A 22,136-nucleotide genomic window follows, 5' to 3' on the forward strand; every position below is an offset into this window, starting at 1 on the left:
ATTGGTAACGCCCAACCAGTAATTTTAGAAGACGAGCTGTGCGGCGGGAGGTGTGCGGTTCCTGCCAAAATCTGAAATGCCAAATATCTGAAATGCAAGAGAAGAGTGGAATAGTGTCAAGGTCAGTCTCCTCCGTATCATCGTCCCGATCCGGCAACTTTCTGGCAAAGCTGCTGGCGATCCTTTCGGTGGCCGTCACGATCGTCCTGGTCGATTCAGTGAATGCCGACGCAGAAGCGGCGAATTCGAAATATGCAGGCATCGTCGTCGACGCCAAGACCGGCAACGTTCTCTACAGCGAGAATGCCGACCGGTTGCAATACCCCGCCTCCCTGACCAAGATGATGACCATCTACATGACCTTCGAGGCATTGGAGCAGGGCCGCATCCGCCTCGATACGCCGGTCCCCTTCTCCGCTCATGCGGCAGCCCAGGCGCCGACCAAGCTCGGCGTCCGCGCCGGCGGCACGATCACCGTCGAGCAGGGCATTCTCGGTCTCGTCACCCTGTCGGCCAATGATGCCGCAACCGCGCTCGGCGAAATGCTGGGCGGCGGCAGCGAGGATCGTTTCGCCCAGCTGATGACCGCCAAGGCGCATGCGCTTGGCATGACGCGCACCACCTATCGCAACGCCAACGGCCTGCCGAATACGGCGCAGATGACGACGGCGCGCGACCAGGCTCGCCTCGGCATCGCCCTTCGCCAGCATTTCCCGCAATATTACGGCTATTTCTCCACCCGCGCCTTCAAGTTCGGCAGCCGCACGATCCGCAGCCATAACCGCCTGGTCGGTTCGGTGCGCGGCGTCGACGGCATCAAGACTGGTTACACCCGCGCTGCCGGTTTCAATCTGGTGAGCTCGGTGCAGGTCGACGGCAAGTCGATCGTCGGCGTCGTGCTCGGCGGCGCCTCGACGCCCGCCCGCGATGCCCAGATGCGCAATCTGATCGCCACCTATCTGCCGAAGGCATCGAGCCGGGGTGGATCGTCGGTGCTGATTGCCCAGGCAGCCCCTGCCCCGGCGATGATCGAGACACCCGCTCCGGTCCAGCCGCAGAAGGTCCAGCAGAAAGCTCAGCCGCAAATGGCCCAACAGCAGGTCGCAAAGACCATCACCGCAGCGCAGCCGCCGGTTTCGGCCGCCGCCGCCGATCTCAGCCTGCCGCACAAAGGCCCGCTGCCGGATACGCGTTATCAGGTCGCCGAGACCGAGGTCGCCTATGCCGAGACCGCTCAGTCGAAATCCGACAATCCGCTGGTAGCCCAGCCGATGCCGGCGCCGACCAAAGTCAAGACCATGACCTTCAAGCAGCAGGCGTCGGTTGCCGTGCCGACGCCGGCGCCCGCCTATATGCCGCCGGAACAGGGCGACACCTCGGTCGATGAGGTCACCACCGCCTCGACCACTCCGACTTCGACTGGCGCCGCTTCAACCAGCAATGGTCCCAGCGGTTGGGTCGTGCAGGTCGGCGTCTCGCCGAACCGGCAGATGGCCATGGATCTCCTGGAGAGCGCCAAGAGCAAGGGCGGTAGAGCGCTGGCTTCGGCGAAGCCTTTCGCGGTCGCCTACGCCGCTGGTGGTGACCAGCTTTACCGCGCCCGATTTGGCGGCTTCGACGATCAGCGAGATGCCGTCAACGCCTGCAAGGCCTTGAAGAAGGCCGGCATCAAGTGCTGGGCGGCTGCCCAATGAGCTATTCGATGCTGCCTGCAAGATGGCCGGCGGCATTGGTGACGGCCGGAATCGGTGTTTGCGTTTCCGGCCACCGTTCTTGAACTCGATCAGTATTGCGTACGGGGAAAACAATGGCGATCAATGAGAATTTTCCAGGAGTGCCAGCCGACCGCCGCATGGCCAAAGGGCGCTCATCTCTGCATCCGCTGCACGAGGCGGCTATGCGCCTTGCCGAGATCGGCCTGCAACGGCCGAAGGCCAAGTCTCCGAAGACCCGGGATCTCATCAATCTGCTGCTGTGCCATGGCGCCCGTGCCTGGCGTTACTCTCAGCCCGAAGCCCGCATCCATTTGCATGTGACCTCGCCGGACGGCAGCGCGCCGGTACAGTTGCGCCTGCGCTGAACTGCAGAGCGCCGCGTGCCCGAAAGGGCACGCTGTCACCTTCTATCCGCGCATGATCCCCTCCGGAAATCGACTCCGATTTCGGGGATTAGAGCAGGCCAAGGTCCGTGAGTTCGCGGCGAAGGTCCGCGGGCATTTCGGCAATGCCGGCGCCAAGGCTTGTCAGGTCGCGCGGCACGTCGTCCTCAGTGTAATAACGCCAGCCCTGGAAGGGACGTTTCGGCTGCACGGCCGTCTCGATGACCTCCGGGCCGAGCATCAGGCGGCAGCGTGAAATCCCCTCGCCGTCCGTGAAGGTCTCAATGTCGAGCAGCTTCTGCCTCGCCTGCACCTGCCCCTTGATCACCCAGTAGAGCGAACCGCCGTCAAGCAGCTCCTCCATGCGTTTCGGCGCCATGCGCGTCGTATGCACCGAATGCGGCTCGAGGCCGGCGGCGATGGCGCGCAGCGAGCGTTCCGCCACCCATTCGCGCAGATCGTCGATCGAGTCGGCGCCGACGCAGAGTTTGATGAGATGCAATGCCATGCTGCCGTTGAAATCCTTTTGGCAGCGAGCGTCAAGCACCAAGCTTCAAGCGTCCACAAACTCAGCATTCAACGACGTTAACCGCAAGACCTCCGGTCGAGGTCTCCTTGTATTTCTCGCTCATGTCGTGGCCGGTCTGGCGCATCGTCTCGATACAGGCGTCGAGCGGCACGAAATGCTGGCCGTCGCCCTTGATGGCAAGCGAGGCCGCCGTGACGGCCTTGACGGCGCCGAGCGCGTTGCGCTCGATGCAGGGAACCTGCACGAGGCCTGCGATCGGATCGCAGGTCATGCCGAGATGATGTTCGAGCGCGATTTCGGCGGCGTTCTCGATCTGCTCCGGCGTGCCGCCCATGACGGCGGCAAGGCCTGCGGCAGCCATCGCCGCCGCCGAGCCGACCTCGCCCTGACAGCCAACTTCAGCGCCCGAGATCGAGGCATTGTGCTTGATGATCCCGCCGATGGCAGCGGCCGTCAGCAGATAGTCGCGGATGCCGTTTTGGTCCCAGTCCTCGTGGAAATGCTCGTAGTAGCGGATCGTTGCCGGAATGACGCCGGCCGCGCCGTTGGTCGGCGCCGTGACGACCCGCCCGCCGGCTGCATTCTCCTCGTTGACGGCCATCGCATAGACGCTCAGCCAGTCGTTGGCGAGCAACGGGTTGATGCGGTTGCTGCGCCATTCCTCTTCCAGCTTGTCGTGAATCCTGCGCGCGCGCCGCTTGACGTTGAGACCGCCCGGCATGATGCCCTCGACCTTGAGGCCGCGCTCGATGCAGGAACGCATCGCCTCCCAGATGCGGTCGAGCCCCTGATCGAGCTCCTCGGGGCTGCGCTGGCTTTCTTCGTTCGCCCGCTTCATCTGCGCGATCGACAGGCCGGAGCGCTCCGCCATCTCGAGCATCTGCTTGGCGGTGGAGAAGGGATAGGGTACGCGCGTGCCGCCAGCCGCGTTCTTCTTCGCCCGCATCTGCTCCAGCTCGGTGTCGGTGACGACGAAGCCGCCGCCGACCGAATAGTAGATGCGCTTGACGAGCAGCCGGCCGTCCCTGTCATAGGCGGAAAAGACCATGCCGTTTGCATGGCCGGGCAATGGCTGTTTCTTGTCGAAGACCAAGTCGGTTTTCGGCTGGAACTGATAGGCGGGATGCCCATCCGGCGTGATGCGGCCGGTGCGCTCCACCGTGTCGACGATGCCGTCCATCTTGTCGGGATCGACGCTGTCGGGCGCCTCGCCCATCAACCCGAGAATGACAGCCCTGCCCGTGCCGTGTCCGATACCGGTATGGGCGAGCGAGCCGTGCAGGCTGACCTTGATGGCTGTGACCTGCGCGCCTGATGACGGCCGCGGCCATTCGTTCGAGAGGATCAGCTCGAGAAACCGGTTGGCGGCCGACATCGGACCCATCGTGTGTGAGCTCGACGGCCCGACACCAATCTTGAAGACATCGAATACCGAGAGAAACATGGGGGCGCCTTCTGAAGATGAGGATGCAAGCTTAAGCGAGGCCGGTTTCGAATCCGTGCGGCGCACCGACATCGCATGGAGCCGGTGCGACATTCGGACTGCACACTGGAGCGCCACCCGTCCAATAGGACACTCTAGCACTTTGAGCTTGCGCATAATCCTTTCCGAAAATCGAATCCGATTTTCGGGGTCGTGCGCTAAACCAAGCGGCCCGCCTTACCAATCATTGCTGCATTCAATGAAGGCTAGGCGGAGGAAGAACTGGTTGCCTTATCTTGACAGTCTGCTCCGACTTCCAATGTCCTGCTGACGTCGATGCTAGGCGACACCTTGTAGATTGGGAGATTGGACACATGCCGCTCAAACGGATGGACAACGTAGGAATCGTGGTCAATGACCTCGAAGAGACGATTGATTTCTTTCGCGAGCTCGGCCTCGAGCTCGAAGGGCGGGCTGCGATCGAAGGAGAATGGGCGGGGCGTGTCACTGGACTGGGCAATCAGCATGTCGAGATTGCCATGATGCGCACACCGGATGGCCACAGCCGGCTCGAGCTCTCCCGCTTCCTCACGCCGCCTGTCGTCGCAGATCACCGCAACGCGCCGGTCAACGCGCTCGGCTACCTCCGCGTCATGTTCACCGTTGACGATATCAAAGAGACGCTTGAAAGGCTCAGCAAGCGCGGCGCGCAGCTCGTCGGCGAAGTCGTGGACTATCAAGACATCTATCGGCTCTGCTACATCCGCGGGCCTGGAGGGCTTCTCATCGGACTAGCCCAAGAACTTAGCTGAGCTATGCGCGAAGCTTCTCGTCGCGATTATCTTGAACGACCGCGCCGTCGGCTCCATCCCAGGATTCAGCCGTCGTCGAGATTTGTCGTTGATCGGCCATGGCTGACGTTGCGCCGCTCAGCAGGCGCTTTTCGACCTCTTGCAGGTCGAGGATCGCGCGGTCCATTTGGCCGACCGGAGTTTCGCGCCAAACCAGACGCGAGCGATTATCCTGCCATAGCTGGACCAGCAGCCGCCGGCCTGGAACCTCGATCGTCTCGTGGATGAACCATGCCCCGACTGCCGCAACGAAAAGCGTCACCATGATGAGCGCCGGTTCGGGCATCAAGGCATCAAAAGTCAGACGCGCCAGGAACATGATGGGGACATGGAAAAGATAAAGTGAAAAACTGATCTTTCCGAAAAACCGTACTGGTGCGGCTGCCAGGACACGGGCAGCGATGGGAGGCTGTCGAGCCACGAGCCCGACAATGACGGCCGCGGCCACCGCACTTTGCAGGCTCCAAAATTCCGGGGAAAAGCCGGGCAAGATATGCCGGTAAGTGAAAAACACCGCCAGAAGGAAAAGTGTTAAAATGCCTGTGAGGGCAGATGGAATCCAGCTGTTCCAGTGGGAATGCATCATTCCGGCCAGTGCCCCGAAAAGAAAGTACGGGAGCTTGGAGGCGAGCAGGATTCCCGGGCCAGGCAATTCAACCAGGCCATCAACGACGACGACCACGGCGAGGCCCACAATCATGCCGCTATGGCGGTGCGGCTGAGCCAAGCAAAGCCACAGGACGGGAAAGAGCAGATAGAATTGGATCTCGGGTGGTATCGACCAGAAAACACCACTCGAGCCGAGAAGAAAGATATGACGCACAAAATCCGTGCCGCTAACGATCGGCTGAACAAAATCCAGATTTTGCAAGCTCGACAGCATCGCCACGAGAACGACGGCCGCCAGATAAACCGGATAGATGCGGGCAAAGCGGCTCACAAGAAAATCCAGCACGTTTTCTCTCGTGACCGGCCGTGAGCCGTAGAGATGAGCCATCAGGAAGCCGCTGAGAGCAAAAAACAAACCGACAGCTTCGTCGCCCATCGTCACGAGATGCGGAGCTGTGATTGGAAAGATAAGGCCAATATGGGCTCCAACGACCAGAAGCGCAGCGACACCGCGCAGGCCATCGAGACTCGGGATGTAATCCGGCCGACTCATGGGTCACTTTTGAATTCGGAGTTCAGGTTCAGCCCTGAACAATTGGCCATCACGACTTTACAAGCGGTTAACGCGGCGCCCTGCTCGTGCACCTCTAGACTGGTGTGGCGCTAGCGTGCATCGTCAGGACGGCAAATTGCTTTGGAAAACGGGACCACTTCTCCATGACAGCCACCAACCGCATCGCCCTCTCCAGCGACCACGCCGCCACTCAACTCCGACAGGCTATTGCCGGTCATATCACGGCGCAAGGCTGGATAGTGGTCGACATCGGACCGACAACGCCGGAGAGCACACATTATCCTCAGCACTGCGAAGCGGCGGCGCGTCTCGTCGCCTCCGGCGATTGCCGGTTTGGCATCATCCTATGCGGCACCGGCCAGGGCATCATGATGGCGGCGAACAAGGTAAAGGGAATCCGTTGCGGCGTCTGCGCAGACACATTCTCGGCCCGCATGATCCGCCAGCACAACGATGCCAACATGCTTTCGATTGGCGTGCGCGTGGTGGGCGAAGGGCTGGCGCTCGATATCGTGGATGCATTCCTGACCGCTCGTTTCGAGGGCGGCCGGCATGCGACACGGGTGGGGATGATTGAGGCGCTGGAGGGATAGCGCCGTCCTTTTCTCCTTCTTTGGGTTGCCGCCCCGAATCCGCAAGCTGACGGAAGACCGTATTGCTGTCGTTAGTTCCAGAAGATGCCGGTCGGCTATCCGCCAAGCCTTGTTGTTTCCAGACGGCTCGATTATGCCGAACTGCCGCATGGCCGAAAGCTCACGTAAAGCCGCCGAACTCGGCCATGCGGCATAATCCGACTTGCGGCATAATGGCCGCGTTCATGCGGAGACTGAATCACTGATGACGACGGCGGATTATATCGCTCTGGCCTTCTTTGCCTTTGTCTGGATGGGCTATTCCTGGCTGCTGCACGGCCGCACCTTCTTCGGACGCACCAGCCTGACCCATGCGATGACCGAACGGCGCCGGGAATGGATTTACAATTCGCTGCGCCGCGACCTGAAGATGATCGACACGCAGATCATGGCCGGCCTGCAGAACGGCACCGCCTTCTTTGCCTCGACCTCGATCTTCGCGATCGGCAGCTGCTTTGCTTTGCTCGGCGCGACGGAGAAGGTCGACGCCGTCTTCGCCGACCTGCCCTTCGTCTTCCATGGGGGCCATGCCGTCTTCGAGATGAAGGTGGGCGGGCTGGCAGCGCTTTTCGGCTACGCCTTCTTCAAATTCGGCTGGTCCTACCGGCTGTTCAACTACTGCACCATTCTCTTCGGCTCGATCCCGATGATGCGCGACACCGAGCGCGACGTCATCGCCGCCGAGCGGGCGGCCGAACGCGTCATCCGCATGAACGTCATTGCCGGCAGCAATTTCAACGAGGGCCTCAGGGCGATCTTCCTGTCGATCGGCTATCTCGGCTGGTTCATCAACCCTTATGTCTTCATGCTGACGACGGCGATCGTCATCTTCGTGCTGACACGCCGGCAATTTTTCTCGCAGGCGCGACTGGCAATCATGGATGCTGGCCCGCCATCAAATCTCCACCTTTCTGTTATTCGCCGCGATATGCCGTCGAGCGACGGACGTGATTTGCCCGAGGGACTTTGATGATATTGCCGGCAAGGGAAACCGATGCGGCGGCAAAACCGCCGCGCATCGGCCTATTGGATACGGCGCGCGGCGTCGCGCTGATCGCCATGGCGAGCTACCATTTCAGCTGGGACATGGAGTTCATGGGCTATCTCGCGCCGGGCACGGCCGAAACCGGCTGGCTGAAGATCTATGCCCGGGCAATCGCCACGACCTTTCTCTTCATCGTCGGCATCAGCCTGGTGCTCTCGAGCACGCCCGAGATTCGCTGGCCCTCCTTCTGGAAGCGCTTCGGCATGATCGCCGCGGCAGCCGCGCTCATCTCGATCGCCACGCGCATCGCGATGCCGAACGAGTGGATCTATTTCGGCATCCTGCATTGTATCGCGGTGCTCACGCTCATCGGCGTCGTTTTTTTGAGGCTGCCGCTCGCCTTCACCCTCATCGCCACGCTCGCGCTCTTTGCCGCCTGGATGACCGATAATTTCGGGCCACCCGGCCTGCTTCGCTCATCCTTGTTCGATCCCAGATATCTCGCCTGGATCGGCCTTGCCGTGACGCCGGAACGCTCTAATGACTACGTCCCGCTGTTTCCCTGGGCAGTGCCCTTCTTCGCTGGATTGAGTATCGCCTCGATCGCCATCAGAACCAGGCTGCCGCAGCGGCTTGCCGCCCTTGGCACCGGTTCCTGGTGGCCGGCAAGGCTCGGCCGCCACAGCCTTGCCTTCTATCTCATCCACCAGCCGGTGTTGATCGCCATCGCCTATGGGATTTCCCTCGTCGTCCCGCCGCAGGCGCCGGATCCGCTCGCGACTTACCTAAGGCAATGCAACGCCTCTTGCGTCATGCAGCAAGGCGAAGCGCTTTGCCGCGGCTTCTGCCAGTGCACGCTGGACAAATTGCAGGCCCAAGCCCTGTTCACGCCGCTGCAGGCGGGAGAGATCGATATTCGGAACGACGAGCGGGTCCAGACGATCGCCGCCGAATGCAGCGCCGAGGCACAATAGAGGTTGGCAACCCCGTAGCCGTTTTTCAGGTGGTGACGCCGATTTCGGCGAGGCGGCCGAGGCAGGTCTCTTCGATAGAGTCGAGTTCCGCCAGCGTGTCGTCGATATCCTTGCGCTTCTGGCGCAGGTCGTCGCGCTTCTCGTCGACGCGCTTCATCAGGAGCTTCAGCTGGCCGAGTTCGCCCGGCGGCTCCTTGTAGACCTGGATGATCTCGCGGATTTCGGCGATGGTGAAACCGATGCGCCGGCCGCGGAGGATTTCCGCGATGAGGCGCCGGTCGGCTTGCCGGAACAGACGGGTGCGCCCGCGCCGCTCTGGATGGATCAGTCCCTCGTCCTCGTAGAAGCGGAGCGTGCGCGTCGAGACCCCGAATTCGCGCGTCAGTTCCGTTATGCTATAGTATTTGTTCACCGGCATGTGTTCCCCGTCGTCGGACAGACGATAATATTGACTTTTACGTAATAGTCAATTTTTGGCGGTTCAGATGCCGAACCACCAGGTGGCGATGCCGAGAAAGGCGAAGAAGCCGGTACAGTCCGTCACTGTCGTGACGAAGACCGACGAGGCGATCGCCGGGTCGGCGCCCATCTTGTCGAGCAGCAGCGGCAGAAGGATGCCGGCAAGAGCGGCTGCCATCAGGTTGATGACCATCGCCGCCGCAATCACCCCGCCGAGCTGGTAGTCGTGGAACCAGGTCCCGGCGATCGCGCCCATGATCGTCGCGAAGACGATGCCGTTCAGGATGCCGACGCCCGCCTCCCTGCGGATGATGCGGCCGGCATTGTAGATGTCGAGATCGCGGGTCGCGAGCGCGCGCACCGTCACCGTCATCGTCTGCGTGCCGGCATTGCCGCCCATCGAGGCGACGATCGGCATCAGCACCGCAAGCGCGATCATCTTCTCGATCGAGCCGTCAAACAGCCCGATGACGCTGGCCGACAGCATCGCCGTGCCGAGGTTGATCAAAAGCCACAGGAAGCGCGAACGCACTGTCGAGAGCACATTGTCCGACAGCTCTTCGTCGCCGACGCCGCCGAGGCGCTTGATGTCCTCGTCCGCCTCCTCGTGGATGACGTCGACGACGTCGTCGATGGTCAGCACGCCGACCAGCCGACCGTTCTCATCGACGACGGCGGCCGAGAGAAGGTCGTACTGCTCGAAGAGCTGAGCCGCCTCCTCCTGGTCCATCTCGGCCGGAACCGGATGGTTCGTCTCGCGCATGATCTGCTCGATCTTCGTCTGCCGCTTGGTGCGGAGAATCTGGTCGAGATCGACGGCGCCGAGCAGCTTGAAGGTCGGATCGATGACGAAGATCTGCGAGAAGGAATAGGGCAGATCCTCCTCGTCGCGCATGTAGTCGATCGTCTGTCCCACAGTCCAGAATGGCGGCACGGCGACGAATTCCGTCTGCATGCGGCGCCCGGCCGAGCTTTCGGGATAGTCGAGCGCCCGGCGCAGCCGCACCCGCTCGGTGAACGGCAGCTGGGCGAGGATCTCTTCTCGATCCTCCTTGTCAAGGTCTTCGAGAATGTAGACGGCGTCGTCCGAATCGAGCTCGCCGATCGCGGCGGCGATCTGGTCGTTCGGCATCTGGTCGACGATCTCGCGGCGGATCGCCTCGTCGACTTCGGTCAGCGCCGTCATGTCGAAATCGTCGCCGAGCAGGCGCACCAGCGCCAGGCGCTGATCCGGCTGGATCGCCTCCAGCAGGTCGCCTATTTCGGATTCATGCAGGCGGGCAACGTTCTGGCGCAGGAACAGCGTGTCGCGGTCGGCGATTGCGGCGCCGACAAGCGCCAGAAAATCGCCGCGGACATTGCCGTCCTCGTCGTAGATATCGGCTTCCTCGTCATCAGGACGCCTGCGAATGCGGTCTTCCCCATCGGTCGTCGTCATCTGCCGCCCTCGCATCTGGTTCGAATTTCAACGACTGCCGCGCCGCATTCGCAAATGTTGGCCGAAAACACATTATCAACAAGCGGATAAGCAAATCCCGCGCGAGGCTCCCGCAGCCGGAATTCTTGGCCCCTGCTAGCCCAAAGCACCCGTGTCGTAAAGCGGCAAACCGTGCTTCGTGATGACAATGCCTGCGGCCGGCGATAGTTTCCTCACCCGTGCAAGCAGAGGAAGCCTGCCCCATGCCCATCCGTCCGATTCTGCGCTATCCACATCCGGGCCTGAAGACTGTCTGCGCGCCGGTGACGGCCTTCGATTCCTCGCTCACAGCCCTTGCCGACGATCTGCTGGCGACGATGCGCGCAGCCCCCGGCGTCGGCATCACCGCCGCCCATATCGGTGTCTTCGACCGTGTCACGGTGCTGGAACTCGACCAGGCCGACGGCGTGCGTCTCTACGTCAATCCTCATATCACCTGGTTTTCGAAGGAGACGATGAGCCATTCCGAAGGCAGCGTCTCCATGCCCGACGTGACCGACGAGGTGACGCGCCCGCGAGCAATCCGCTTCCGCTATCAGGATGCCGAGGGCGCCGTGCACGAGCACGGTGCCGAAGATTTCCTTGCCATCTGCATCCAGCACGAAGTCGACCAGCTCGATGGCATTTTCTGGCTGCAGCGCCTCTCGCGGCTGAAGCGCGACCGTCTCGTGAAGAAATGGGAGAAGGCCCAGGGCTGACAATCACGGCTGACAAATCGCCGTCCGCACCGAACCATTCGCCGCTGCCGGCGTTTCCAGCAAAAGAAACAAGGAGCGACCGCAATGGCAAGGATCGGTGACAAGACCCCGATTTCACGGGAAAAGCCTGAGCTTTCCCGTGAAGAGGATTATCGCGACCTCGAAGAACGCAACCTCGATGACGGCTGGCCATACGCTGACGGCAGCGGCGCCGGCACCGGCGGCCCGGATAATCGCCCCTACGGCGAGACTGCGGCCAATTTTGACAGCGATCCCAACAAGGGCTTCCGGATAGATGGCACGGATGAGGACGGCAACGAGAACCGCCTGAAGGATTCGCTGCGCGCCGATACGATCGACCGCGATGAAAGCGACGAGCTGGAAGCGCGGGTGAACGACAATCTCGAAAACATCCCCGAGGTCGATATCGACAGCATCGAGGTTCATGCAGACGGTCACGTCGTCGCCCTGGAAGGGTCGGTGGAGACGATCGGCATCGCTCGCAAGGTCGAACTCGGCGCGCTTTCGGTGGATGGCGTCCGTCACGTCCGCAACAAACTGCAGCTGACCGGTGTCGATGCGCATATCCCGAACGACGACTGACTTCACGCACAAGGCGCAGATCACCAACGGGAGACGGGCTGCCGCCTCCCGTTAGTGACCCTTCCCAACATTACCAAAAGTTAACAATTTAAGATTGCAGCACCAGCTGTCTTATTCGAGACACCAATCGCCTATTTTTGTTAGGCGGCTTCTGTAACGCGAACGTCAATTTCGTTGACAACACTGTGATTTCATTTGGACAAAAGGTCGCGGCTGCGTCGTCATATTATCACAAAATTGCCTGAATTGGGGCGCGAACTCGTGTTTGCCGAGGGTTAGTTTATGTTGTGGAATTCAACAGCAGATTGAGGAGATAGACCCATGCGCATCAAATTTGCCCTTGCCGCTTCCCTGTTCGCCGTCAGCCTTGCAGGCGCTGCCTTCGCCCAGCCGACCTATTCCGATGACTACACCAACGACAGCGACGGCTTCGCGCCGAGCCCGACGTCGAAGCCGGCCCCGGTCCACTACAGCAGCCGCAAGGCCCCGGCCTATTCCGGCGACTATACCAATGACAGCGATGGCTTCGCACCGAGCGCCATGGCAGCCCCTGCCGTCGATAAGACCGCAACAGCCAGCATCACGCAGCTGCCCCCATGCCACAGCATGATCGGTCCGAAGGGCTCCCACACCAAGGGTGCCGACAGCGGCGCCTCCCGCACCGAAGCATGCCGCGCGACGCATTGACCCGATAAAAGACAGGGATCCGATAAAAGAAAGGGCCGGAAACCGGCCCTTCTCTTTTCAATCCATCTTTATGTCGTCCTAGAATACCAATGGAACGAGCCGGTAACGGGTCGTGGCCATGAAAGCCTCGTAAGCAGGATCCTGCTTGAGCAGACGTTCTTCCGCCAGGAGGCGGAAACATTGTGCGGCCAGGGCCGTCGCATAGATGGCGAAATTCCAAAGGCTCGGATGGGCCAGGAAGAAGCCGATGTGTGTCATCAGATACCCCGCATACATCGGATGGCGGATAAATTTGTAAGGCCCGCCGATCTTGACGCCGCGATTGGCCGGCACCAGGCCGAAGCTTCGCCGCAATGTCAGCTTTGCCGATATCTGCAAGATGAAACCGAGCGCCATCACCGTCCCGCAGAATGCGAGCGGCGCTAACGGCTGTGTCGCGGAGGGCGCTGCAAGCAACGGGAAGATCGTGCCGATGGCGGTGACCGTCCAGTCGAAGAAGCGTAGCGACGCATTTCTCGTCGGCCGGCGGGTCAGGATGAGGAATGCGGCAGCTCCCTCCGAAACGATCAGCAGGCAATCGATGATCGCGCGATTGTCCTGCATCTGCGGCAGGACGCGCATGACAATCCCAACGAAGAAATAACCGATGAGAACCTTCTCGATAATATCGAGAACGAAATACACATCGAGGAACGACCAGCTTGCCGCTGCTTTTTTTCTCATTATCCTCGGACTTCCATATTCACACTGCTGTGGTGTCCTATATATTTTCCACCGCTAATTATCGGTTAAAACACCGGCTCAGATCTGACGGTGAAGCGATTGCCGAGCCTGACGGCAGAAAGACTCGAACGTCCAAGGCTTCCTCGACAGCGACCTCAACGCTGCGCGACCGCCAAAACTTCCACGAAGCATTGTTCCCCTGGGAAAAGCCGAAACCAGCCTTTCTTTCCGATACAAATTGCCCCGGTCGCCGCGATCAGTCAGATTTCGCCGGTCGTTTCGCCGAAAACCGCCTCGAAGGCGGTGCGCAGCCGGATATCGACATCAGCCATCATCACCGGCAGGCCAAGATCGACGAGGCTGGTCACGCCATAGGCTGATATCCCGCAGGGCACGATGCCGCCGAAATGGTCGAGATCGGGATCGACGTTGAGCGACAGTCCGTGGAAGGTCACCCATTTCCGCAGCCTTATGCCGAGAGCGGCGATCTTGTCCTCGGCCATCGCCCCATCGGCCAGCAATGGCTTTTCCGGCCGGCGCACCCAGACGCCGACGCGATCTTCACGTCGCTCACCGCGCACATTCATCATGTCGAGCGTGCGGATGACGACGTCTTCAAGGGCGGCAACGAAGGCGCGCACGTCCTGACGCCGCCTTTTCAGGTCGAGCATGACATAGGCGACGCGCTGGCCGGGTCCATGATAGGTATATTCACCGCCACGCCCTGTCGCAAAGACCGGAAAACGGTCCGGCTGGACGAGGTCCCTCTTATTGGCGCTGGTGCCGGCAGTATAGAGCGGCGGATGTTCGACGAGCCAGACGAGCTCATCACCGCCATCCGATATCACCGCCACCTCGCGCTCCATCGTCTCCACCGCCTCCTCATAGGGAATGAGGCCATCGGCAATGCGCCAGCGGACCGGCCGCGTGCCGAGTTGGGGAAGCATGGAGAATTCGAGATCGGTGCGAAGCATGGCCATTCCTTGCCGCTCTCCCCGAAACGCCTGTGAAATAGGGGCGGCAGGACAGCTATATGGACCCGTTTCGAGGCCAATTCAAATGCTGTGACCGGTTTTCAAAAAAACTGTCATATCGCCCTTGTGCACCCCAGATGCTTTTGCTACATGCTGCCCCGCCGACGCAAATCGGCACCTACCACGATGCGGTCGTGGCGGAATTGGTAGACGCGCAGCGTTGAGGTCGCTGTGGGGCAACCCGTGGAAGTTCGAGTCTTCTCGACCGCACCATTTCCCTTCAGGGAAACGCTTTCTAAGCGACGATTTCGTTTTCACCTCGAAGCCATTTGCGATTGCTCGGCTTGATTGCCCAGCCTTCTCATGGTTGATGGCGTCATCCTCGCAAGAATCAGCAGCCATGTCAGAGCCCCACCAAAATTCCCTGCAGGGCATGGCCATCATGTCCGGCGCCATGCTGATCCTGCCGACAATGGATGCGATCGCCAAATATATGGCGACCTTCGAGGCGATGTCGCCGGGTCAGGTGACCTTCTACCGATTCTTCTTCCAGATTGCCTGCACCCTGCCGATTCTTTTCGCCCTTTTCGGGTTGAAGGCGCTCTCGGCCAAACGGCCATGGATGAACCTGCTGCGCGGTGTGCTGCATGGTGCTGCGAGCCTGCTTTTCTTCGTCGCCGTCAAATACATGCCGCTCGCCGACGTCTTCGCCATCTATTTCGTCGAGCCCTTCATGCTGACCGCCCTGTCTGCGCTGTTTCTCGGCGACAAAGTCGGCTGGCGGCGCTGGACAGCGATCGTCGTCGGTTTCGGCGGCGCGATGATCGTCATTCAGCCAAGCTACGAAATTTTCGGCTTGAAGGCGCTGCTGCCGGTCGCCTGCGCCTTTCTGTTCTCGCTCTATCTCTTCCTCAACCGCGCCATCGGCGAGGCCGATTCGCCGCTGACCATGCAGACGATGGCCGGCATCGGCGGAACGGTCTTTATGGCGGCCGCCCTTCTCGTCGGTAGCAGTTCCGGCAATGCCGATTTTGCTGTCTCCCTGCCCTCCTCCGGTCTCGGCCTTGTCCTGCTTCTCGCCCTCGGCACGATCTCGGGATATGCGCATATGCTCGTGGTCCGGGCTTTTCGTCTCGCGCCCCTGTCGCTGCTTGCGCCGTTCCAGTACTTCGAGATCATCTCAGCGACCGTTCTGGGTTATGCGTTGTTCGACGATTTCCCGAGCTTTTCCAAATGGATCGGCATCTTCATCATCGTTGCGTCAGGCCTCTTCATCATCTGGCGCGAGCGGCTGCAGGCGCAATCGTTAAAATCTTCCTGACATCGGGAATATCGGGTTAACTCCTCTTCTTGAGGGATCGTCAATTCGCAGGCGCTAAAACTGTCGCCGGTTTCATGATGAAGCCTGGAGTTAAAACATGAGCGAATTTCGTCTCGCTTTTCCGGCCTGTATCGTGGCCGGCAAGCATCGGCTGACGGCCGAAGATATGACACTGCTGCGCAAACATGCCTTCCCGCAGGGCATCCGGACATCAGACGATGTCGTGGCGATGTTGGCGCTCAACAATTCCTGCCCTGAAAAATGTGCCGCTTGGAACGCTTTCTTTGTGGAGCAGCTCGCCGGTTTCATCGTCCATTACACGTATCCGCAAGGCTCGCTTGATGAAATCAACGTCGCCTGGATCATGCGCATGTTTACGACCGATGGTGTCGTCAACTCGGCGCTGGAACTCGAGCTCATTCTTCACGTCATGGAGATCTCGGCCGATGTCCCGGGCGAGTTGAGAGCGCTCGCCCTCGATCAGCTCCGCCTGGCAATCACCGACAATATCGGTGGCTACAAGCTGTCGCGTGCCATCGATCGCCGGGGCATCTCCCGTCAGGACGTCGATTTTGCGATGCGCATCTTCAGAAGCGTGGCCGAAGGCGGCGTCATCCCCGTCTCGTCGGTCGAATACGGCGTGCTCCAGCAGATCGAGCGGGCAACGCTGGCTGGCGCCAATCATCCGCACTGGGCGGGGATCATGGCCGCCGTCGAGCTGCGCGATTATGCCGAGCCGCGTCGCAGCCGCTGGCTGCGCATCGTCGACGAGGAACCAGTCTCGGCAGCCGCTGTCGCCTGACGCTCCGCAAGCCTGATTGTGCGTTCCGGTGTTTTGTGCGTAAAACTCCGGGATGCATTTCTGGGTGGAGTCTCGATGTTCAAGAAAATCCTGATCGCGAATCGCGGCGAAATCGCCTGCCGCGTGATCAAGACTGCGCGCCGCATGGGAATTCTGACCGTCGCGGTCTATTCGGATGCGGATCGGGACGCGCTGCATGTCGAGATGGCTGACGAGGCTGTGCATATCGGCCCCGCCGCAGCGTCGGAGAGTTATCTGGCTGCCGAAAAGATCATCGCGGCCTGCAAGGCGACGGGCGCCGAGGCGGTGCATCCCGGCTACGGCTTCCTGTCCGAACGCGCCTCCTTCTGCGCCGAACTGGAAAAACAGGGTATCGTCTTCATCGGCCCGAAGCCGAAGGCCATCATGGCGATGGGCGACAAGATCGAATCGAAGAAATTCGCCAATGCCGCCGGTGTATCCACAGTGCCCGGCCATCTTGGCATCATCGAGGATGCGGCCCATGCGGAGGTAATCGCTGGCGGGATCGGTAATCCCGTCATGATCAAGGCATCGGCTGGCGGCGGCGGCAAGGGCATGCGCATTGCATGGAACCAGGCAGAAGTGCGCGACGGCTTCGAGCGTGCCCGCTCCGAGGCGAAAAGCTCCTTCGGTGACGACCGCGTCTTCATCGAGAAATACATCGTCGAGCCACGCCATATCGAGATCCAGGTGCTGGCCGACGCGCATGGCAACGTCGTCTATCTCGGCGAACGTGAATGCTCGATCCAGCGGCGGAACCAGAAGGTGGCGGAAGAGGCGCCCTCGCCCTTCCTCGATGAGAAGACCCGCAAGGCGATGGGCGAGCAATCGGTGGCGCTGGCGAAGGCCGTCGATTACCAGAGCGCCGGCACCGTCGAATTCATCGTCGACCGCAACCGCAATTTCTATTTCCTCGAAATGAACACCCGCCTGCAGGTCGAACATCCCGTGACCGAACTCATCACCGGCATCGATCTTGTCGAGCAGATGATCCGGGTCGCAGCGGGAGAGCCCCTTCCCTTTGCTCAGGAGGACATCAGGCTCGACGGATGGGCGATCGAGAGCCGGCTCTATGCCGAAGATCCCTACCGCAACTTCCTGCCCTCGATCGGCCGCCTGACGCGTTACCGCCCGCCGGCGGAAGGCAAGACCGGCAATGTCGTCGTCCGCAACGATACCGGCGTCTTCGAGGGTGCCGAGATTTCGATGTATTACGATCCGATGATCGCCAAGCTCTGCACCTGGGCGCCGACACGGCTCGAGGCGATCGACGCCATGGGCCGGGCGCTCGACGGCTTCGTCGTCGATGGCATCGAGCACAATGTTCCTTTCCTGTCGGCGCTGATGAAACATCCGCGCTGGCGCGAGGGCCGGCTTTCCACAGGCTTCATCGCCGAGGAATATCCTGACGGCTTCGCGCCGATGAAACCGGAGCAGTCGGAAGACGCCGTGCTTGCCGCGATCGCCCTCTCCGCCTCGTTGATCGAGGCGAACCGCCGTGAACGTTTCGCCGATCGCCTGCGCGCTGCATCGGGCGCGCTGCGCGAGCACTGGGTGATCAAGATTGGCGACAAGTACGTCGCGGCACGATTGCTCGACGGTCTCGTCACCATCCCCTTCGATATGGACATCGCGATCGAGGGTGAGAACAAGAGCGTTGTCACCGATTGGAGACCGGGCGACCCGGTCTGGAGCGGCAAGGTCGGCGGTCTCGACATTACCGCGCAGCTTCGCCCCGTTCTGAACGGGTTGCGTATCGACTGGCAGGGGCTTTCGGTGCTTGCCAAGGTCTTTTCGCCGCGTCATGCCGAACTCGACAGGCTGATGCCGGTAAAGCTGCCGCCTGATACCTCCAAGCTCCTGCTTTGCCCGATGCCCGGTCTTGTCGTCGCCATCGCCGTTGCCGAGGGCCAGGAGGTCAAGGCCGGTGAGACGCTTGCGATCGTCGAAGCGATGAAAATGGAAAACGTGCTGCGCGCCGACCGCGATCTCGTCGTTTCGAAGATCAATGCCGCGGCCGGCGAAAGCCTGGCCGTCGATGCCGTGATCATGGAATTCGCCTGAGAGGAAAAGACCGGGCGACCGGCTGTTTTCGCTTGAGCCGAATTCGCCGACCATGCCAATCTCAGCCCGATAAATCAGCTGGGAACCAACAAAAATCGACAGGGAGATATCAAGATGGACGTTCGCGCCGCCGTTGCCGTTCAGGCAGGAAAACCGCTCGAAGTGATGACCGTGCAGCTGGAGGGGCCGCGGGCCGGCGAAGTGCTGGTCGAGGTCAAGGCGACGGGCATCTGCCATACCGATGATTTCACCCTGTCGGGCGCCGATCCCGAAGGCCTCTTCCCGGCCATTCTCGGCCATGAGGGCGCCGGCATCGTCGTCGATGTCGGTCCCGGCGTCACCTCGGTGAAGAAGGGCGATCATGTCATTCCGCTCTACACCCCGGAATGCCGCGAGTGCTATTCCTGCCTCAGCCGCAAGACCAATCTCTGCACCTCGATTCGATCAACCCAGGGCCAGGGGCTGATGCCGGATGGAACGAGCCGCTTTTCGATCGGCAAGGACAAGATCCACCACTATATGGGGTGCTCGACTTTTTCGAACTTCACCGTGCTGCCGGAGATCGCCCTTGCCAAGGTCAACCCGGACGCGCCGTTCGACAAGATCTGCTACATCGGCTGCGGCGTGACCACCGGCATCGGCGCGGTCATCAACACCGCCAAGGTCGAGATCGGCGCCACGGCGATCGTCTTCGGTCTCGGCGGCATCGGTCTCAACGTGCTTCAGGGTCTGAAGCTTGCCGGTGCCGACATGATCATTGGCGTCGATGTCAACAATGATCGCAAGGCCTGGGGCGAAAAGTTCGGCATGACCCACTTCGTCAATCCGAAGGAGGTCGGTGACGACATCGTGCCTTACCTCGTCAACCTGACCAAACGCAACGGCGACCTGATCGGCGGCGCCGACTACACCTTCGACTGCACCGGCAACACCAAGGTGATGCGCCAGGCACTGGAAGCCTCGCACCGCGGCTGGGGCAAGTCGGTTATCATCGGCGTTGCCGGTGCCGGCCAGGAAATCTCCACCCGTCCGTTCCAGCTGGTCACCGGCCGCAACTGGATGGGCACCGCCTTCGGCGGCGCCCGCGGGCGCACCGACGTGCCGAAGATCGTCGAATGGTACATGCAAGGCAAGATCCAGATCGATCCGATGATCACCCACACCATGCCGCTCGAAGACATCAACAAGGGCTTCGAGCTGATGCATTCGGGCAAGAGCATCCGCGGCGTGGTGGTGTACTAACGCATGACACAAAGACTGCGGGCTTGAAGTAAAACCGCTCGATACCCTAAAAATAACGGGCCGGATCTGCAGAGGGCTTCACCAAGTGTGAAGCCCTTTCATGTTACCGCTTCGGTGCCTAGCAATCCTGCTTCGCCAAAAAGGGGGACCTATGATTTTTCGGACTATTATTTCGGCTTGCGCATTTGTGTTACTGCCCGCCATTGCATTTGCGGACCCCACAGGTTCCTACAAGGTCGCTGGCACCAGCGAGGACGGCAGCAAATATCAGGGCACCGTCAAGGTGCTTCGCAACGGCGAGACCTATATCGTCGACTGGATGATCGGCAAGAACGAGTCGATCGGCACCGGCCTCGGCGCAAAATTCAGCGGTGATCGTTTCGAAATGGGTCCGGCAAGCGACGAGGACACGGCGATCTCCGTCGGATACGTCTCCAAGGAGAATTTCGGCATCGCCATGTATTTCGAGCAGCCGGACGGCAGCTGGCAGGGTGTCTGGACCTATGGCGGCTCGGAAAAGGTTGCGAGCGAAATCTGGACTCGCGAGTAATCCGCGCGTATCAGGCGTCGGCATTAGATCCGGAAGTTTTTAGGTCGGATCGACCTAGAAATTAAATCCGGATCTAAATCAAAGAATTAAAGCATGATGTCTTCCGAAAACCGCTCACACTTTTCGGCATCATGCTCTAAGTGAGGTAAACAGCCTTTGATCTATGTCGACGCCGATGCCTGCCCGGTGAAGCCGGAAATCCTGAAGGTGGCCGAACGTCTCAGCCTCGAAGTCACATTCGTTGCCAATTCAGGCCTGCGCCCCTCGCGCGATCCGATGATCCACAACGTCATCGTCTCCAACGCCTTTGACGCCGCCGACAACTGGATCGCCGAACGCGCCGGCGCGGGCGATGTCGTTGTCACCGCCGATGTGCCGCTTGCCGTGCGCTGTGTCGCCACCGGCGCCTTCGTCAGTGGACCCACAGGACGCGTTTTCGACGAGACCAATATCGGCATGGCGAGCGCCATGCGCGATCTCGGCGCGCACCTGCGCGAAACCGGCGAGAGCAAGGGCTACAACGCCGCCTTCAGCCCGAAAGACCGCTCACGCTTCCTCGAAACCTTCGATCGCCTCTGCCGCCGCGCCAAAAGCCTTGCCGCGGAGGCTGGTGGGCAGCCGTGATACAGCAACTAAAGGTGCGACAGCGTCCTTTGCACGTCTAGAGCATGCTGTGATTTAGCGGAATCTGGGATTCGCAAATCAGTTTGAATGTGATTCAACATTGCTGCTGGGGAAGGCAGGCCAGCGGCGATGACACAGCCTTATTCTGAAGATCTTCGAGAGCGTGCAATGGCGCGGCTAACGGCCGGCGAGACGATACGCTCTATTGCGGCCGCACTATCGATCAGCCCTTCGTGTGTTTCAAAATGGAAGCGGCGCCTGGCCGAGACAGGCGCTCTTACGCCAGGCCGGATTGGCGGGCACAAGAAACGGACTTTGTCGGATGAGCGGGCCGAGTGGTTGCGCCAACGTTGTTGCTCTGGCCCGTTCACGACACGTGGGCTGGTTGCGGAGCTTGCCGAGCGTGGCATCAAGACCGACCGCCGTGCTGTCTGGGTGTTTGTCCGGGCTGAAGGCTTGAGTTTCAAAAAAAACGGTGCTGCCAGCCGAGCAGACGAGACCGGACATCGCCCGCAAACGGCAACGCTGGAAGAACCACCAGCACCGGATCGAGGCTCATCGACTGGTCTTCCTTGACGAGACCTGGATCAAAACCAACATGGCGCCGCTCAGGGGCTGGGCACCACGTGGCCAGCGGCTCGCCGCTTCAGTCCCGCACGGCCACTGGAAAACCCTGACCTTCATCGCGGCCCTGCGCAGCGACCGTATCGACGCGCCCTGGGTTATCGACGGGCCGATCAATGGCGAGCTCTTTAACGTCTATGTCAGGAAAATCCTTGTGCCAACACTTGCCAAAGGCGACGTCGTCATCCTCGACAATCTCGGCAGCCACAAGGGGCAGGCTATCCGACGTGCAATCAGGGCTGCCGGCGCGCATCTCATCTTCCTGCCGCCTTACAGTCCAGACCTCAATCCCATTGAGCAGGTCTTCGCCAAGCTCAAGCATCTCATCAGAAAGGCCGAGCCACGAAGCGTCGAAACAACGTGGCGCACCGCCGGTCACATGCTCGACGCATTCGCGCCTGACGAATGCGCAAACTATCTTAGAAACTCAGGATATGCTGCCGTCTAAAAACAGCACGCTCTAAAAGACGCGCGGCGCTGTAGGCCGCAAGAAACGGCTGGCATGGCAGCTGTGCTGATTTCGATCTTGAACTCCGCCGCTTCCTCACGCATATAGGCGTCATCGCAGACGACTGCGGCATCCTCCAGGATG

The 22,136-nt window shown here is 60.6% G+C and carries 23 protein-coding genes and 1 tRNA gene; 17 read left to right on the plus strand and 7 right to left on the minus strand.

The genetic code is table 11. From position 1 onward, the window contains the following. Positions 1-92: 92 nt before the first annotated feature. Entirely contained in the window at positions 93-1,694 is a 1,602-nt protein-coding gene (locus tag J3P73_RS12890) for a D-alanyl-D-alanine carboxypeptidase (RefSeq protein WP_024322677.1), read from the plus strand. A gap of 113 nt (positions 1,695-1,807) precedes the next feature. Then, entirely contained in the window at positions 1,808-2,080 is a 273-nt protein-coding gene (locus tag J3P73_RS12895) for a hypothetical protein (protein ID WP_018072187.1), read from the plus strand. Positions 2,081-2,168: 88 nt separating this feature from the next. Here the strand turns inward: J3P73_RS12895 and J3P73_RS12900 are convergent, their stop codons facing one another. Both J3P73_RS12900 and J3P73_RS12905 read right to left on the minus strand, forming a co-directional pair. Then, positions 2,169-2,606: a DUF1489 family protein gene (locus tag J3P73_RS12900; protein ID WP_003559632.1), complete on the minus strand. Its 438-nt coding sequence runs from the start codon at positions 2,604-2,606 to the stop codon at positions 2,169-2,171. A 61-nt stretch (positions 2,607-2,667) separates the two neighbouring features. Further along, positions 2,668-4,071, minus strand: coding sequence for an L-serine ammonia-lyase (locus tag J3P73_RS12905; protein ID WP_020397548.1), 1,404 nt, complete (start codon positions 4,069-4,071; stop codon positions 2,668-2,670). A 353-nt stretch (positions 4,072-4,424) separates the two neighbouring features. Here J3P73_RS12905 and J3P73_RS12910 point away from each other — a divergent pair, with 353 nt between their 5' ends. Beyond that, positions 4,425-4,862: a VOC family protein gene (locus J3P73_RS12910; RefSeq protein ID WP_018072190.1), complete on the plus strand. Its 438-nt coding sequence runs from the start codon at positions 4,425-4,427 to the stop codon at positions 4,860-4,862. A 1-nt stretch (position 4,863) separates the two neighbouring features. Here the strand turns inward: J3P73_RS12910 and J3P73_RS12915 are convergent, their stop codons facing one another. After that, positions 4,864-6,063 carry an acyltransferase family protein gene (locus J3P73_RS12915; protein WP_024322678.1) on the minus strand — a complete coding sequence of 400 codons (1,200 nt, stop codon included), beginning with the start codon at positions 6,061-6,063 and terminating at the stop codon, positions 4,864-4,866. Positions 6,064-6,227: 164 nt separating this feature from the next. Here J3P73_RS12915 and rpiB point away from each other — a divergent pair, with 164 nt between their 5' ends. From rpiB to J3P73_RS12930, 3 genes are all read left to right on the plus strand, one after another. Next, positions 6,228-6,677, plus strand: a complete 450-nt coding sequence (gene rpiB / locus J3P73_RS12920) for a ribose 5-phosphate isomerase B (protein ID WP_207579644.1) — start codon at positions 6,228-6,230, stop codon at positions 6,675-6,677. 244 nt (positions 6,678-6,921) lie between these two features. Beyond that, positions 6,922-7,686, plus strand: coding sequence for a DUF599 domain-containing protein (locus tag J3P73_RS12925; protein ID WP_018072193.1), 765 nt, complete (start codon positions 6,922-6,924; stop codon positions 7,684-7,686). Beyond that, a complete protein-coding gene (locus J3P73_RS12930; RefSeq protein WP_018072194.1) occupies positions 7,686-8,675 on the plus strand; it encodes a heparan-alpha-glucosaminide N-acetyltransferase in 990 nt (329 codons plus the stop codon). Before J3P73_RS12925 ends, J3P73_RS12930 begins: the two co-directional genes overlap by 1 nt. Before the next feature lie 25 nt (positions 8,676-8,700). Here the strand turns inward: J3P73_RS12930 and J3P73_RS12935 are convergent, their stop codons facing one another. Continuing rightward, positions 8,701-9,093 carry a MerR family transcriptional regulator gene (locus J3P73_RS12935; protein ID WP_075225557.1) on the minus strand — a complete coding sequence of 131 codons (393 nt, stop codon included), beginning with the start codon at positions 9,091-9,093 and terminating at the stop codon, positions 8,701-8,703. A 63-nt stretch (positions 9,094-9,156) separates the two neighbouring features. Next, positions 9,157-10,572 carry a magnesium transporter gene (mgtE, locus tag J3P73_RS12940; protein WP_017964422.1) on the minus strand — a complete coding sequence of 472 codons (1,416 nt, stop codon included), beginning with the start codon at positions 10,570-10,572 and terminating at the stop codon, positions 9,157-9,159. A gap of 242 nt (positions 10,573-10,814) precedes the next feature. On the opposite strand from mgtE, the gene J3P73_RS12945 reads away from it, so the two are divergent. From J3P73_RS12945 to J3P73_RS12955, 3 genes are all read left to right on the plus strand, one after another. After that, on the plus strand, positions 10,815-11,309 hold the full coding sequence (locus tag J3P73_RS12945; protein WP_207579645.1) for a peptide deformylase: 495 nt from the start codon (positions 10,815-10,817) through the stop codon (positions 11,307-11,309). Between the two features lie 84 nt (positions 11,310-11,393). Next, positions 11,394-11,912: a BON domain-containing protein gene (locus J3P73_RS12950; RefSeq protein ID WP_207579646.1), complete on the plus strand. Its 519-nt coding sequence runs from the start codon at positions 11,394-11,396 to the stop codon at positions 11,910-11,912. A gap of 321 nt (positions 11,913-12,233) precedes the next feature. Continuing rightward, complete coding sequence (locus J3P73_RS12955; protein ID WP_130664644.1) at positions 12,234-12,599, plus strand: hypothetical protein; 366 nt, start codon at positions 12,234-12,236, stop codon at positions 12,597-12,599. 78 nt (positions 12,600-12,677) lie between these two features. Here the strand turns inward: J3P73_RS12955 and J3P73_RS12960 are convergent, their stop codons facing one another. Together J3P73_RS12960 and lipB are read right to left on the minus strand one after the other, a co-directional pair. Beyond that, a complete protein-coding gene (locus tag J3P73_RS12960) occupies positions 12,678-13,322 on the minus strand; it encodes a methyltransferase family protein (RefSeq protein WP_130655623.1) in 645 nt (214 codons plus the stop codon). A gap of 260 nt (positions 13,323-13,582) precedes the next feature. Next, positions 13,583-14,302, minus strand: a complete 720-nt coding sequence (lipB, locus tag J3P73_RS12965; protein ID WP_130655624.1) for a lipoyl(octanoyl) transferase LipB — start codon at positions 14,300-14,302, stop codon at positions 13,583-13,585. A gap of 182 nt (positions 14,303-14,484) precedes the next feature. Between lipB and J3P73_RS12970 the strand changes: the two genes are divergently transcribed. The 8 genes from J3P73_RS12970 (at position 14,485) to J3P73_RS13005 (ending at position 21,992) form a co-directional block, all read left to right on the plus strand. Next, a tRNA-Leu gene (locus tag J3P73_RS12970) sits at positions 14,485-14,569 on the plus strand. Between the two features lie 97 nt (positions 14,570-14,666). Next, on the plus strand, positions 14,667-15,617 hold the full coding sequence (locus J3P73_RS12975) for a DMT family transporter (protein ID WP_174826569.1): 951 nt from the start codon (positions 14,667-14,669) through the stop codon (positions 15,615-15,617). A gap of 97 nt (positions 15,618-15,714) precedes the next feature. After that, positions 15,715-16,419: a hypothetical protein gene (locus tag J3P73_RS12980; RefSeq protein ID WP_130771533.1), complete on the plus strand. Its 705-nt coding sequence runs from the start codon at positions 15,715-15,717 to the stop codon at positions 16,417-16,419. A 75-nt stretch (positions 16,420-16,494) separates the two neighbouring features. Then, positions 16,495-18,504, plus strand: a complete 2,010-nt coding sequence (locus J3P73_RS12985) for an acetyl-CoA carboxylase biotin carboxylase subunit (protein WP_207579647.1) — start codon at positions 16,495-16,497, stop codon at positions 18,502-18,504. 114 nt (positions 18,505-18,618) lie between these two features. Then, on the plus strand, positions 18,619-19,746 hold the full coding sequence (locus J3P73_RS12990; RefSeq protein ID WP_130691832.1) for an S-(hydroxymethyl)glutathione dehydrogenase/class III alcohol dehydrogenase: 1,128 nt from the start codon (positions 18,619-18,621) through the stop codon (positions 19,744-19,746). 187 nt (positions 19,747-19,933) lie between these two features. Next, positions 19,934-20,296, plus strand: coding sequence for a hypothetical protein (locus J3P73_RS12995; protein WP_226532158.1), 363 nt, complete (start codon positions 19,934-19,936; stop codon positions 20,294-20,296). A gap of 156 nt (positions 20,297-20,452) precedes the next feature. Next, the gene (locus tag J3P73_RS13000) at positions 20,453-20,920 is read left to right on the plus strand and encodes a YaiI/YqxD family protein (RefSeq protein ID WP_018072207.1); all 468 of its coding nucleotides are present in this window, start codon (positions 20,453-20,455) and stop codon (positions 20,918-20,920) included. A gap of 129 nt (positions 20,921-21,049) precedes the next feature. Then, positions 21,050-21,992 (plus strand): IS630 family transposase gene (locus J3P73_RS13005; RefSeq protein ID WP_027689416.1). Its coding sequence is split into 2 segments (ribosomal slippage): positions 21,050-21,385 and positions 21,387-21,992, totalling 942 coding nucleotides; the frame shifts between segments, so codons are not numbered across the junction. Positions 21,993-22,136 lie beyond the last annotated feature (144 nt).

The organism is Rhizobium ruizarguesonis (genome assembly GCF_017357285.1).
Classification (GTDB): Bacteria; Pseudomonadota; Alphaproteobacteria; order Rhizobiales; family Rhizobiaceae; genus Rhizobium; species Rhizobium ruizarguesonis.

Coding starts and splice junctions, on each gene's coding strand:
- J3P73_RS12960 (WP_130655623.1), bottom strand. CDS start 13,322: ATGAGAAAAAAAGCAGCGGCAAGCTGGTCGTTCCTCGATGTGTATTTC.
- J3P73_RS12930 (WP_018072194.1), top strand. CDS start 7,686: ATGATATTGCCGGCAAGGGAAACCGATGCGGCGGCAAAACCGCCGCGC.
- J3P73_RS12915 (WP_024322678.1), bottom strand. CDS start 6,063: ATGAGTCGGCCGGATTACATCCCGAGTCTCGATGGCCTGCGCGGTGTC.
- J3P73_RS12935 (WP_075225557.1), bottom strand. CDS start 9,093: ATGCCGGTGAACAAATACTATAGCATAACGGAACTGACGCGCGAATTC.
- J3P73_RS12980 (WP_130771533.1), top strand. CDS start 15,715: ATGAGCGAATTTCGTCTCGCTTTTCCGGCCTGTATCGTGGCCGGCAAG.
- J3P73_RS12975 (WP_174826569.1), top strand. CDS start 14,667: ATGGCGTCATCCTCGCAAGAATCAGCAGCCATGTCAGAGCCCCACCAA.
- rpiB (WP_207579644.1), top strand. CDS start 6,228: ATGACAGCCACCAACCGCATCGCCCTCTCCAGCGACCACGCCGCCACT.
- J3P73_RS12945 (WP_207579645.1), top strand. CDS start 10,815: ATGCCCATCCGTCCGATTCTGCGCTATCCACATCCGGGCCTGAAGACT.
- J3P73_RS12890 (WP_024322677.1), top strand. CDS start 93: ATGCAAGAGAAGAGTGGAATAGTGTCAAGGTCAGTCTCCTCCGTATCA.
- J3P73_RS12985 (WP_207579647.1), top strand. CDS start 16,495: ATGTTCAAGAAAATCCTGATCGCGAATCGCGGCGAAATCGCCTGCCGC.
- J3P73_RS12950 (WP_207579646.1), top strand. CDS start 11,394: ATGGCAAGGATCGGTGACAAGACCCCGATTTCACGGGAAAAGCCTGAG.
- J3P73_RS12905 (WP_020397548.1), bottom strand. CDS start 4,071: ATGTTTCTCTCGGTATTCGATGTCTTCAAGATTGGTGTCGGGCCGTCG.
- J3P73_RS12910 (WP_018072190.1), top strand. CDS start 4,425: ATGCCGCTCAAACGGATGGACAACGTAGGAATCGTGGTCAATGACCTC.
- lipB (WP_130655624.1), bottom strand. CDS start 14,302: ATGGCCATGCTTCGCACCGATCTCGAATTCTCCATGCTTCCCCAACTC.
- J3P73_RS12895 (WP_018072187.1), top strand. CDS start 1,808: ATGGCGATCAATGAGAATTTTCCAGGAGTGCCAGCCGACCGCCGCATG.
- J3P73_RS12955 (WP_130664644.1), top strand. CDS start 12,234: ATGCGCATCAAATTTGCCCTTGCCGCTTCCCTGTTCGCCGTCAGCCTT.
- J3P73_RS12990 (WP_130691832.1), top strand. CDS start 18,619: ATGGACGTTCGCGCCGCCGTTGCCGTTCAGGCAGGAAAACCGCTCGAA.
- J3P73_RS12900 (WP_003559632.1), bottom strand. CDS start 2,606: ATGGCATTGCATCTCATCAAACTCTGCGTCGGCGCCGACTCGATCGAC.
- mgtE (WP_017964422.1), bottom strand. CDS start 10,572: ATGACGACGACCGATGGGGAAGACCGCATTCGCAGGCGTCCTGATGAC.
- J3P73_RS12925 (WP_018072193.1), top strand. CDS start 6,922: ATGACGACGGCGGATTATATCGCTCTGGCCTTCTTTGCCTTTGTCTGG.